This is a genomic window from Agathobacter ruminis (assembly GCF_002735305.1).
GTDB classification, from domain to species: Bacteria; Bacillota; Clostridia; order Lachnospirales; family Lachnospiraceae; genus Roseburia; species Roseburia ruminis.
Genome location: NZ_PDYG01000037.1, coordinates 18490 through 32032, shown reverse-complemented (window position 1 = coordinate 32032; position 13543 = coordinate 18490). Strand labels below are relative to the sequence as shown.

The 13543-nt window shown below is 43.1% G+C and carries 9 protein-coding genes; 2 read left to right on the top strand and 7 right to left on the bottom strand.

Features of this window, described 5'->3' with window-relative positions; genetic code table 11:
* Nucleotides 1-353: 353 nt before the first annotated feature.
* From radA to CSX02_RS06925, 6 genes are all read right to left on the bottom strand, one after another.
* On the bottom strand, nucleotides 354-1775 hold the full coding sequence (gene radA, locus CSX02_RS06950; RefSeq protein WP_099386134.1) for a DNA repair protein RadA: 1422 nt from the start codon (nucleotides 1773-1775) through the stop codon (nucleotides 354-356).
* Between the two features lie 63 nt (nucleotides 1776-1838).
* Entirely contained in the window at nucleotides 1839-2252 is a 414-nt protein-coding gene (locus CSX02_RS06945; RefSeq protein ID WP_031542153.1) for a hypothetical protein, read from the bottom strand.
* 68 nt (nucleotides 2253-2320) lie between these two features.
* Nucleotides 2321-4777: an ATP-dependent Clp protease ATP-binding subunit gene (locus CSX02_RS06940; RefSeq protein ID WP_330399476.1), complete on the bottom strand. Its 2457-nt coding sequence runs from the start codon at nucleotides 4775-4777 to the stop codon at nucleotides 2321-2323.
* Nucleotides 4778-4792: 15 nt separating this feature from the next.
* On the bottom strand, nucleotides 4793-6565 hold the full coding sequence (locus CSX02_RS06935; RefSeq protein ID WP_099386132.1) for a cadherin-like beta sandwich domain-containing protein: 1773 nt from the start codon (nucleotides 6563-6565) through the stop codon (nucleotides 4793-4795).
* Nucleotides 6566-6580: 15 nt separating this feature from the next.
* Nucleotides 6581-8815 (bottom strand): SH3 domain-containing protein, encoded by a 2235-nt coding sequence (locus CSX02_RS06930; protein WP_099386131.1) that lies wholly within the window; start codon nucleotides 8813-8815, stop codon nucleotides 6581-6583.
* A gap of 101 nt (nucleotides 8816-8916) precedes the next feature.
* Nucleotides 8917-9114, bottom strand: coding sequence for a hypothetical protein (locus tag CSX02_RS06925; RefSeq protein WP_031542162.1), 198 nt, complete (start codon nucleotides 9112-9114; stop codon nucleotides 8917-8919).
* 150 nt (nucleotides 9115-9264) lie between these two features.
* Here CSX02_RS06925 and CSX02_RS06920 point away from each other — a divergent pair, with 150 nt between their 5' ends.
* Both CSX02_RS06920 and CSX02_RS06915 read left to right on the top strand, forming a co-directional pair.
* Nucleotides 9265-10629, top strand: a complete 1365-nt coding sequence (locus CSX02_RS06920; protein ID WP_242970432.1) for a TrkH family potassium uptake protein — start codon at nucleotides 9265-9267, stop codon at nucleotides 10627-10629.
* Between the two features lie 15 nt (nucleotides 10630-10644).
* Nucleotides 10645-11289, top strand: a complete 645-nt coding sequence (locus CSX02_RS06915) for a potassium channel family protein (RefSeq protein ID WP_099386130.1) — start codon at nucleotides 10645-10647, stop codon at nucleotides 11287-11289.
* A 40-nt stretch (nucleotides 11290-11329) separates the two neighbouring features.
* Here the strand turns inward: CSX02_RS06915 and CSX02_RS06910 are convergent, their stop codons facing one another.
* The gene (locus CSX02_RS06910) at nucleotides 11330-13276 is read right to left on the bottom strand and encodes a Na/Pi cotransporter family protein (RefSeq protein WP_099386129.1); all 1947 of its coding nucleotides are present in this window, start codon (nucleotides 13274-13276) and stop codon (nucleotides 11330-11332) included.
* Nucleotides 13277-13543 lie beyond the last annotated feature (267 nt).

Sequence of the window (13543 nt, the reverse complement as noted above, 5' to 3'; positions counted from 1 at the left end):
AGTTTTTCAAATCTTTCAAGGTTATTCACTGTTCAGTTTTCAATGTACTGTTGTCTGTCTCAGCGACAGCTTTGATATCTTATCAAAATCTCAATCGCTTGTCAAGAACTTTTTTAATTTATTTTTGAATTGTTTCTCAAAGCATTCAAGCCGGACACAATTCAAACAATTTTCATTCGCTGCATCTCAAGTCACAATCAAGTGCTGTGCGATTCAGCTTTGTTATAATATCATCGTAATCAACATCTGTCAACAGAAAATATCACATTTTTCTAAAGTGGGAAAATAGTTGTTTATCCCCGAAATTGTTCGAATTGTGCAAATTATCAGACTAATAGTTACAATTCAATCATTTAGCGATTGATTGCCTCCATTGCCTCTGCTACAGAGCGTACACCAATCAGCCGGATTCCCTTTATAATATCCTTTGCATCGCGCTCAAGCATCTCTTTGCTCACCTGTGGAAGTATACAGGTTTGAAATCCAAGCTTTTTTGCTTCTGTCACACGCTGTTCCGACATAGACACACCACGCACTTCTCCACTCAACCCTATTTCGCCAAAACAAATCACAGACTCATCGATAATGATATCCTTCTTACTTGATATCAATGCCAATGCAATACCCAGATCCGCTCCCGGTTCCGTCATTCGCATTCCGCCTGCAATATTGACATATGCATCGCAGTCCGACAAAGTCAAATGCAATCTTTTTTCCAATACAGCCATCAACAGGTTGACGCGATTGTAATCCGCGCCATTCGCTGTTCGTCTCGGATTATTAAAAAAGCTGTGACATACAAGCGCTTGAATTTCCAATAGGATTGGGCGCGTTCCTTCTATTGAACAGGTTACCACAGAACCAGACGATTGTTCCGGTCTACCGCTTAGCATATATTCCGATGGATTCTCAACTTCTCTAAGGCCATCCGCACGCATCTCAAACACACCGATTTCATTTGTGGAACCAAATCGATTCTTCACACCTCTCAAAATACGATATGTTTCGCTTTTATCCCCTTCAAAATACAGCACTGTATCAACCATATGCTCGAGCATACGAGGGCCTGCAACCATACCATCTTTCGTCACATGTCCGACAACAAAAACAGTAATGCCCTGCTGTTTTGCAATCTGCATCAAAATACCGGTTGCTTCGCGCACCTGTGACACACTTCCGGGTGCAGAACTTACCTCTTCCTGATACATTGTCTGAATGGAATCAATCACAATCACATCCGGCTTTCGATTCTCTATCACCGAACGAATCGACGACAGGTTGGTTTCCGCAAGCAATTCGAGGGTGTCTTCGAACCCTCCGATCCGGTCGGCACGCATCTTAATCTGCTGCGCGGATTCCTCTCCGGAAACATATAATATTTTGTTGGAATACTCTCCTTTTTCATTTTTCCCAGCCTGTGCAAATATGACTGACAGGTTTCGGCACAATTGCAACAGCAAGGTTGATTTTCCGATTCCCGGGTCTCCTCCCAGCAATATCAATGAACCTTTGACAATTCCACCGCCCAATACGCGATCAAATTCCTTGATTCCGGTTTCCATTCGATGTTCAGAGGACGAATGTACTTGTGAAATTGGCAGCGGAGTTGCTTTGGCGCGGTCCACACTCTTTCCGGATTTACTGATACTTTTTTTGTCTACCACTTCTTCGACCATGGTATTCCATTCTTTGCAGGACGGGCATTGCCCCATCCATTTTGCAGATTCATATCCGCAATTCTGGCAGAAAAAAATATTTGTTTTTGCCTTTGGCATATATCCTCCTACTCTATCCAAAAAATCCCCCGTTCAATGAATGAACGAGGGATTTAAGAGTCCTTATTTCTTTTCGACTTTTACAACTGCAGCATCTGCATCGGTAAGTTCCACTCCAATGGTAAGCTTTCCACCTAGGTTCGTCTTCATAACTCCTGCATTCTTATCATTGATGGTGATTTCGTATTCTGCATCCTCTTCCAATTCCAAGGTAATCTGTGCATCATCCGGTCCTTCTACCTGAAATGCAACCGAATTCTCATCTTGTGAAAAATTACATACCGCGGTGCCCGGAACCGATTCATAAACAAATTTTCCATTGCTCTCCAACTTGGTAATCTCTTTGCAGGTCTTTACCTTGTAAAGATCTCCTTTGTATTCGAAATTATCCTTTTTTGCCTTTGCAGCCAAAGTATAATCTCCGAAACTAATGCTTCCATCTGACTCAACACGAATCAATTCACTGATTGCAGACATCTTTTTTCCTCCTATTATGTGCTTGTCCATGCACTTTAAACAATTATACTATAATCCAATGTCGAATACTAGCCAATTTCCAAAGCAATTTTTTTGTTCTTGGATGTGATAACCACCTTGTCACCACGCTTGATTTCGCCGGCAATGATTTTTTCTGCCATCGGATTTTCGACTTCTTCCTGCAGTTTGCGTTTGAGCGGTCTTGCCCCGTATTTCTTATCATAAGCCAGATCGACCAGAAGAGATTTTGCGGAATCCCTCATGCTAAAGTCAATATCAAGCTGCTCTTTGCAGCGTGCCTTTAAATCTTTCTCCAGAATCGAAACAATCGCCTTTAAATCCTGTTTGTTTAAGGTTCTGAATACAATGGTCTCGTCGATTCGATTCAAAAATTCCGGTTTGAAAATACGACGCACTTCCTCCATCACGCTGCTGCGCATCTTTTCATGATCCTGCTTTTCATCTTCCACAGAAGCAAATCCCAATCGTTTTGGTTCCACAATCGAACCTGCGCCCGCGTTGGAAGTCATAATAATAATCGTATTCTTAAAATTAACAGTCCGTCCCTGCGAATCTGTGATGCGTCCATCGTCAAGCACCTGAAGCAGAATATTAAATACATCCGGATGTGCCTTTTCAATCTCATCAAACAAAATAACCGAAAATGGATTGCGACGCACTTTCTCACTCAACTGTCCACCTTCTTCATGTCCCACATATCCCGGAGGCGATCCAATCATCTTGGAAACACTGTGCTTTTCCATATATTCGGACATGTCCACACGAATCAACGCATCTTCCGTTCCAAATACCGCTTCCGCAAGTGCTTTTGACACTTCTGTTTTGCCGACACCGGTCGGTCCAAGAAACAGAAATGACCCAATTGGTCTGCGAGGATCCTTTAAGCCCACACGACCACGGCGAACCGCTTTGGAAACTGCCGTCACTGCTTCTTCCTGTCCAATCACACGTTTGTGTAATGTATCTTCGAGTTTGGCCAGACGGCTTCCCTCCTTTTCGGTCAATTTGGTAACAGGAATCTTGGTCCATCCTGCCACTACGCCTGCGATTTCTTCCTCGCCGACAATCGCATGCTTGGATGCAGATGAACGATTTTTTTTCTTAAGTCTTTTTTCCTGTTCGTCCTGCAGACAATGCTGTTGTGCGCGAAGTTCTTTTGCTTTTTCAATATCACCGGCTTTTAATGCCTCTTCAATCTCCAAATTGATTTGCTTTAATTCAAGCTGTAATTCATGTCCGCGCGTGTCCTTTTTCACAAGTCCCAGCCGTACACGGGCAGCAGCCTCATCCACAAGGTCGATTGCCTTATCCGGCAGAAAGCGATCGTTCACATAGCGTGCAGACAATGAAACAGCGGCTTCAATTGCTTCATCCGTAATTGTCACACCATGATGTTTCTCATACAATGGTCTGATACCGGTTAAGATTTCACGGCTTTCTTCCTCCGTCGGTTCCTCTACCATAATCGGCTGAAAGCGTCGCTCCAATGCAGCATCTTTCTCGATGTATTTGCGATATTCCTCCACTGTTGTCGCACCGATTACCTGCATCTCACCACGCGCCAGAGAGGGCTTCAAAATATTAGAAGCATCCAATGCACCTTCGGCACCGCCTGCACCAATAATCGTATGAAGCTCATCAATAAACAGAATGATATTGCCGGATGCAATCACCTCATTGATTACACCCTTGATGCGTTCTTCAAATTCACCGCGATATTTTGATTTTGCCACCATCCCTGACATATCCAGAGAAACCAGACGCTTTCCTTTCATCAGATCCGGAACATTATCGTCGATGATGCTCTGCGCAATTCCCTCAACGATTGCGGTCTTTCCGACTCCCGGTTCTCCAATCAGACACGGATTGTTCTTGCCACGACGACAAAGTACCTGCAGAAGGCGTTCTGTCTCTTTTTCACGGCCGACCACCGGATCAAGCAATCCTTTGCGCGCCATTTCCGTCAAATCGCGCGAATATTGATCGAGCATCGGAGTCTCAGACTCGCTTCCGACTGTATCCGGATTGCCGCCCTCCAAGGCCATCAGTTCTTCGCGATGCACTTCCTCATCCTCGCCTATATTTTTCATTGCCTGCATATATAAGATCTTCGTGGATAAATTCATGGTATTGAGCACACGAACCGCCACCGAAGACCACTCAGTCAAAAGGGCCATCAGTAAATGTTCTGTGCCGACTTCATCCGAATGATACTGTCCTGCCAAATAGTCTGCGCGCTCGAGTATCTTTTTCATTCGGGTAGAATATCCCTCTCGTTCCGTAATGGTAATCGGTTCTTCCCCTGCAATAAATTCACGAATCATTTTTTCGATTTTTTCAACCGTCACCTGATTTTCGCTCAATACATAGGAAGCAACACCGTTTGGCTCCTTCGCAAGTCCGATCAGCAGATGCTCACTGCCGATATAATTGACCCCCAGCGTTTTGGCAGCACGCTTTGCCAAATCCAGGGCTTTTTTTGCACTCTTTGTATATGGTTTCAATTTCAAACCTCCATATTATAAATCAATAATGGTAAAATCATCGTCATCATCGCCAACGACTTCTCCATCTGAAAGATGATTTGCAATTTGTTCTTCAATCTGATTTGATAACGCACTCAAATCAACCGTATCAAATTTTTCCTTCGTGGTCGAATCTGATACCTGATTTTCTACAGATACCTGTTTTTCAGCAGACACCGGCTTTTCTTCAGGGACTGCATCCGCCACCCGAATCGGTTCGTCTAATATTTCGCTTTCTTCGAGTTCGTCCACATCCAGTTCCAAATCGTCCAAATGATTTTTACGATTGGATGCCACCACTGCAATCAATGAAATCACAAGCACAAGCAGGATTACAATTCCAATTGCAGCGACAAACATTGCCTTCATTTTATAATCTTCGAATTTTCGTTTGACATTATAATAATCATTAGAAAGTTCTTCATAGGAAATATCATGTTCCGTCTGCGATTCCGCCTCCGAAAATGACATGCGCTGATAAGTTCCTTCTACCTGATCATAATTGTACCAGCCAATTTCTCCCTGGTTGCTGATTCCGTAAAGCAGATAAAAATCTGCGGCTTTTGGCTCAGCTGCATATATCGTCTCCGGCTTCAGCCAGTCAAGGAGTCCAAAATTATTCTGTGACTGTGGATTCTGTTCCAACAGATCCTCTGTCTGATATGCAGTCACAACACCTTTTCCTTCTATAGAAAGTGTTGTCTCACCATACCCTTTCGGGATCTGATCCACCTGTGGCAATAATGCAATGATATATCCTCGCTCTGAAGTAATCTTTACAAAAGAATAGACTACATCCTGCTCATGATCATAAATATAGAAGGTGCCCTGTTCCTGTCCTTCGGATTTTAGATATAACAGATATAATTCACCGTTCTTAAATTCTGCGCAAGGATAGGTTTGCGTACCGATATCAATCGTTGAAAGATCAAAATCTTCCGGACATTCTTCCTGCGGTATTTCCTCCGCGGAAAACAGCTTCTGTCCGGAAAAAGTAAATTCTTTTTCTTCTTCCTGCGTACTTTCAGTCTCACTCTCTGTCTCGGATTCCGGTTCCGGTTCGTCACCGTCTTCTTTTCGTGTAATCACAATGGTGTAGGTACGGCGCTCACCATTTTCGGCCTTGACAACAATTTTAACCGTATTTCTGCCGATGGATAATCCGCTATTGCCATCCACCGAAATCACATCTGCCGTCGAATCATCCGGTGTTGCAGACACCGATACAGACGTTACCGCATTCGGAACCGTTGCAGTATATTCTGTCGTCCTTTTCGAAAAAGAAGGAGATAAAGTTCCATGAGAAATCACCAGAGACTTCAGATAATTGTTATCACTCTTTTCTTCCTCATCCGAACCTGCCTGATTTTCGACCTTTACGGACGCGGACGCATCTGCAACATTGATTGAATCTCCGTTTGCATCACCCATCGCGGAAACATGTGCCACAAATGTCGCACTGCCCTCGCCCTTTGCGCGATAGCTGAATGACGCGCTCGCCGGCTGTCCCGCTGCATCTCCGATGGAAAATTTCTGATCACGCGTAGAATCCCATTCCGCACTGCTATTTTCCACACTGACATATCCGGATGCCGCATAACCGGATGGTACGGATACTGTCACTGTCACTTTATCACCAATCTGAACGGTCGATTTCGAAACGGAAATGGATACCTTTGGAGCAGCATGAACCACTGTTCCCAAAGGCAAAAAGATTGTAATCGCAACCAATGCAATTGCCATTAGTATGCTCGTTAATTTTTTCATAATAAATGTTCCACCTTACTGTGCGATGTTTTTGCGTCCGAGAATCTGATTGTTTGTCACAATCAAATCAAGCGCATTCACACCATCGCCTCTTTTATTGGCATCGGCCGCAGTCAGATAACATCCGCTTAAACTTGCCTTGCCAAGGATATGACGATTGATTTTGATCAAATCAAGTGCATTAATATCGCCATCTCCATTTGCATCGCCGTAAATGACAATGCCGTATGTTTTCAACAATTTGCCGTTTTCATAGACGGCCAGTTTGTTTCCGGTTCCAACAGTTCCTTTGTTCTCCGAACCTGTCGCATCAAGTAATTTCACAGTACAGTTCTTTGCAGTGATATTTTTCAGGAATGTAGACGCCTTTGTGTTCAATGCCACACCGGTGATATATTTGTCAATGCGATATTTCGAAGAAGAGACACTGCTGTCTCCGTCATCATCCGATGCTTTTTGTCGGGTGACCATAATAATATAACTGCGCGTAACACCACTCTGTGATTTACATTTTACAGTAATCTTGTTATCTCCCACATCCAGATTGTAGGTTCCCGTTCCGGACACTTTGGATGTCGAAGCCACGGCCGTTGCCGATATCTTAATCGAGCTGACAGCATTCGGCACAACCATCGTATAGCTTGTCTTATCTCCGTTGAAAGCCGGCGTCAGAGACTGTCCGGAAACCGATAATGATTTCAAATAATTATTCGGATTTCCTTTGCTGGTAAATGTCACAGCAGACGAAGGCATATTCTGATAAACCGGGATTCGGAATACAAATGTCTGCGCCTTATCTGCATAACCGTTTGCCATCTTGCGACCTTCATTATATGCCGCCAGAAGGTTTTGCATATATTGATGGCTGTATAAACCAGCTTTATAAATCACATTGAATTTTTCAAAATATAAGGTATCCTGACCGCGTGCAATGTAATTCTTTGCCAGTGTTGCAGCACCGCCCTGCAAAGATTTATAACGCGTATTCCAACCCTGCTTCTTGGCATATGCCAATCCGTTTGTGATGACAGCCGTCTGTCCCTGACCACTTGCACCAATATTAAAATAATTATAATAACCGGTATAGCCGGAATAAGTCCCGGAAATCATCACACTGGTTCCGCCAACACCCTGCTCCTGAATCACACGAGCTGCCAGATGATACGGGCTGACACCGGACTCCTTTCCGATTTTCATGAAGGTGCTTGCATAATTAAGTGTTGTGCGATCCGCATCCACAACGGAACCAGCCATAAAGGTTCCTTTGAGGATACTCTTCACACCGTTCAATGTCTGTGAATCCGAATAGCTGAGCGCTTCAAACTGAAAAATATTGGTTGCATCCAGAAAATTACGCGGGTCCATATAATAAGCCACATAGTCCGGATGCGCCGCTACCCAGCGCTCACTGTCATACAGGGTCCATGTATTCGTCTTCCAATTATAAGCACCGCTTGCGGTACTTTTCATAGAATCATCCGCTGTTTTGGACACGAGATTCGAATCATTGCGCGCGCACTCACCGGCAATGACATCACTCCACTTCAAACCGGTATTGACCGCGACAAATTTCCAGTTCGGATATTTGGCATGCAGAGATACCAGATACGGAATATAGCTGTCCGGGAAGCCGGCCTTCTTTAATTGTGATTTGTAATCTCCGTTATCATCATCCTCGGCAACATCAATCAGGATATAATCACCATGCGTATATCCTTCAAATCCTTTGCCATCCTTTGTGCACCTGACATGATACCAGACTGCACCTGCAACGTTTGTCTGGCCGATAATCTCAACTGCATCACCCTTGTCAAGTGCCGTCACCTTTTTGCCGTCGGTTCCCGCATGTTCACGCACATAAACATTATTGGCTGTAATCGTACCGGTCCCGGTCAGTGCGGTCTCGGAATCTTCATTATTTGTTTTTTGAATCTCAACATAATCCGAACGCATATATCCGGTCACCAAAACGCCGGTCTGCGGATGTTTGCATTGGATTTTGTACCATACAAAACCGTCCGCTCCCTGTGTAGATGACATAACAGTCACCTCCGTATTGGTCGATAGCGCACATAATATTTCAGCTTCCAATGAGGCAGTCTTTCGGACATTGACAGTTGAATTTGCCTTTTGTGTCACAACCTTACCGGTCTGCTGGTCTGCGTGAATCGAAGTATCCTGCAACCCAAAAGTGCACAACAGTGACAAAATCACGACCATTGTGGTCAGACGTTTTTTCATACTTTTCATAATGCTTCCTCTTTTAAGTATAGTAAGGCATTCTTATAATTAGTATATTCAAGTTCAAAACATCAGTCAACCAAACAGCCGCTTCCATTTATTAAAAAAAACTAAACATTTCGTTTTCGATTCAGCTGCATCAACAAAAATATTCCAAAGAAAATTCCGGTCATTCCAAATACATATCCCACGCTTGCCGCTTTTCCGATTTCGCCGACTGTGATATGAAAGATGCCGCACAAAAACATAAACACGCCGATTGCTTCCATCATTGATACTCCCAAATACCATCCAAATATATTCTTCATATAGTCCTCCTCTTTTCGTACCGTTCTCTTTACACCGATATGATGCCATTTTTGAAGTCCTATAATTCGGACAGTCAACTTCCCAAGGTCCTCTTTTATTTTGGAAAGTATGATGATATAATGGGGCAGTTATTTGATATGGAGGCTATTATGAACATCAGAAAGATCTCGTCCACACGGCTTATTCCGCTAAGCTTTTTATTCGCAATCCTGATTGGAACATTTCTATTAATGCTCCCAATCTCGTCCGCGACAAAAAACTGGACTGATTTTCCCACCTCATTGTTTACTGCCACAACTTCCGTCTGTGTTACGGGGCTTGTAGTCGTTGACACATTTTGTTATTGGAGTCTGTTTGGAAAAATCATCATCCTCGGTCTGATACAGATTGGGGGATTGGGTATCATTACAGTAATATCCATGCTTATGCTTTTGATGCAAAAGAAGTTTTCGCTCAGCGACCGAAAGGTATTGCAGGATTCACTCAACCTGAACACTGATTCCGGAGTGTTAAAATTGCTGATTCGCATTGTCCGCGGAACACTCATCATTGAACTGTTCGGTGCTTTGCTTTATATGACCAGCTTTATTCCGGAATTCGGAATTGCAAAAGGAATCTGGATTTCCGTATTTACTTCCGTATCGGCATTTTGTAATGCGGGCATCGACATCATCGGTACCACCAGTCTGGCTGATTACCACTCCAATCCGCTTGTACTTTTTGTCACGATCATATTGATTGTCCTCGGCGGTCTCGGATATGTTGTCTGGTTTGACCTGTCAACCAATGTGCGAAAAGGAATCAAACGCAAATTCAATCCCGTTCAGATTTTCAAACGGCTCAACGAGCATACCAGACTGGTATTAACCGTTACCGTTACATTAATTCTGTTTGGATGGATATTCTTTTTTATCGCAGAATATCATAACCCTCAGACAATCGGAAATATGTCCACATTTAACAAGCTGACCAACAGCCTGTTTGAATCCGTTACATTGCGAACTGCCGGTTTTTCAAGTTTTTCACAATCCGGCCTGACCGATTTGTCCTGTGTAATCAGCTATGTCCTGATGTTCATCGGAGGGTCCCCTGTCGGAACGGCAGGCGGAGTGAAAACCGTCACTTTCTTTTTGGCAATGATGGGTGTATTCTCTTATATCCGTTCGCATAATTCGAATATTCTCTTTCACCGGAGAGTATCGGATGATTCCATGCGAAAAGCATCCGTGATTGTTTATGTCAGCTCATTTGCCGTCATTATATTGACATTGGCTCTGATCATGGTCAATCCGGTTCGCCTGGAAGATGCATTATTTGAGGTCATCAGTGCATCCGCAACCGTTGGTTTGACACGCGATCTGACCATGGGATTGAATCTGGCAGGCCGCATGATTATCGTCTTTGCAATGTTTCTTGGACGAATCGGGCCGATTTCACTTGCTGTCTTCTTTGCCGGAAAGACAAGAAGAGAAAGTCAAAATAAGTATTTGGAAGGAAAATTTCTAGTAGGATAGGGAGGATAAATTATTATGACAAAATCAATTGCAGTACTGGGACTGGGAAAATATGGATGCAGTCTCGCCCAGAGCATGTACGAAATGGGCGCAGATGTATTGATTGTCGATTGCGATGAAGAAAAAGTAAAAGATGCATCCGAATATTCCACTTCTGCCATCATCGCCGATCTTTCGAATGAAGACGAAGTTGCAAAACTTGGTCTAAAAAATATGGATATCGTTGCAGTCGCCATGAGCGGCAACCTGTCCGCGAGCATTATGTCAGTAGCAGTTGCGAAAGAACAGGGCGTACCACTTGTCGTTGCAAAAAGTTCCTCCGACCGCATGACAGCAATCCTGAAAAAGATTGGTGCAAACAAAGTCATCATCCCGGAAGAATATGGCGGACAGCAATCAGCCCGCATTCTCGCATCAAACACTTTCCTCGATTACTTCCAGGTAGACCAGACACTTTCTCTGGTTGAAATGAATCCACTTCCAAAGTGGATTGGCAAAGATTTGCGGGAACTAAACATTCGCAAAAATTACGGAGTCAATGTGATTGCAATCAAAGATGAGGAGCATTGGAAAATCATTGAACCTGACCGGGTTATGAAAGAAGATGATGAATTGCTGATTGTTGCAGAAAAAGTAGATTTACATAAGATTAACAAATAAGAAATCGGGCATCATACGATGCCCGATTTCTTATTATTCTTTACTTCTTTGACTTTTTGTCTTTCTTTTTGTCTTTGTCTTTGTCTTTATCTTTATTCTTGTCTTTATCTTTTTTCTTCTTTTTATCTTTGTCTTTGTCTTTTTCTTTGTTCTCAGCCTTTTCCTTATCTTTTTTCTTTTTCTCAATGGCAATCTGCTCTCTTGTTTCCTCCGCAAGCTGATTCAAAGGTGCCATATAAGTAATCAGATAAGATTCAAGGGTTTCACGATAATGCTCGTTCTTGAGTTCACGCATATTCTTGACATAATTGTGTGTATCAAGTTCATTATGCTTCATCTCAATAATAGCAACTGCCACATTCGAGCAATGCGCAGCAATACGCTCGTAGTTGGTCAGCAAATCATTAAATGGCAATCCCTGACTCATATCACAACGTCCCGTGCTCAGGCGCTGTACATGATTCAGTTTCAGTTCATCACATAACATACCGATGCATTCACGCAACGGCTCAATCTCCTTGGCCGCAGCACGATCATCTGCGAGGAATGCCTGACAGGTCATCTCAACAATATCCTGTACAGCCGCTTCCAGATAAGCGAGTTCTTTTTGTGCCTCTTCCGAGAAATTAATACCTTTCTCGTTTAATTCCTGTGCCACTTTTGAAATATTGACCGCATGATCACCCAAGCGCTCAAAGTCACTGATAACATGTAGCAATTCCGACGCCTGATGCGACTGCACAGAGCTCAGATTCTGGCTGGTGATTTTAATCAAATAACTGCCGACTTTATCCTCATATTTGTCAATGACATTTTCTTTGTCCTGAATGGTCTGATAGCGCACCGGATCATAGTGAACCAGAAGTGCCATCGCGCGAAGCAGATTTTTCTTTGCCTTGCGCGCCATACCGTCCATTGCTTTATGACTCTGTTCCAAAGCAATGGAAGGATATAAGAGCAAACGGTCTTCCAAAAGGTCAAAGTCTTCGTAGTCTTCGCGATCGGACTCATCTTCTTTGATCAGGAAGCATACGAGTCGCTCAATATATCGAATAAATGGAGAAAGCACAATCACCGTAGCCATACGGAATACCGTATTTAATAATGCAATCAGAACAGGTGACATTGCGGTACCCATGAAATCAAAATGCACAAATGCATGCACTGTGTAGAATACCGTTCCCCAAATAACCATTCCAAACAAATCGTTCAGCAAATAAACCAATGCTGTTCTCTTTCCGTTTTTGCTTGTGCCGATTGCCGAAAGAAGTACCGGACATGCTGCGCCGACACCGATTCCCAATGTGATTGGAAATGCAACCGCAAACGAGATTGCTCCGGTCGTAGACAATGCCTGCAAAATACCAACCGACGCCGAAGCGCTCTGCAAAATAGCTGTAAATACAATACCAATCAAAATTGCAATCAACGGATTGGTCACACCTTCAATAATATTCAAAAAAGTTGGATTGCTACGAAGTGATGACACAGAACCACTCATGGTCTGCATTCCTGTCATTAGGATTGCAAATCCCATCATGATGCCACCGACCTTCTTCAAGGCCTCCGACTTTACAAATGTACGGAAAATAATACCGATAATTGCAACCAATGCTGCAATCGTCGCCGAAGATACCAGGGTGGCGATTCCACTGCCGCCATCAATATAAGACAGACAAAGAATCCATCCTGTAATGGAAGTACCGATATTTGCTCCCATGATGGTTCCGATTGCCTGCGATACATGCATCATACCGGAATTAACAAAACCGATTACCATTACTGTGGTTGCCGATGAAGACTGAATCACAGCCGTAACAACAGTACCAAGTAAAATTCCTTTTATTGGTGAACTTGTCAACTTATATAGAATCATTTCCAGCTTATTGCCGGCAACCTGCTTCAGTCCATCTCCCATCAAGCCCATTCCAAACAAAAACATGGCAATGCCGCTCAATAACATGAGAACCGACGAGAATATTTCCATTCTCAAATTCCTCCTAAATCAATGCTTTCTACTAATAAACATACCAAAAGCATATTATCATAAATGAAGTACATTTGGATAGCATAATTTTTACAAAAAAAGCAAAAAGTTAGGCCCGATCGTTATTTTCCATTCCGACCGGGCCTTCACATTGGTTCTTGTAATTTCATGATCTACACCTTCTACTTTCTTAGATTTTTCAACTTAATATTTTGGTGGTCCGTACCTCCATTTCAAAGAATCAAATCTCTTTTTGATGGTTTTATT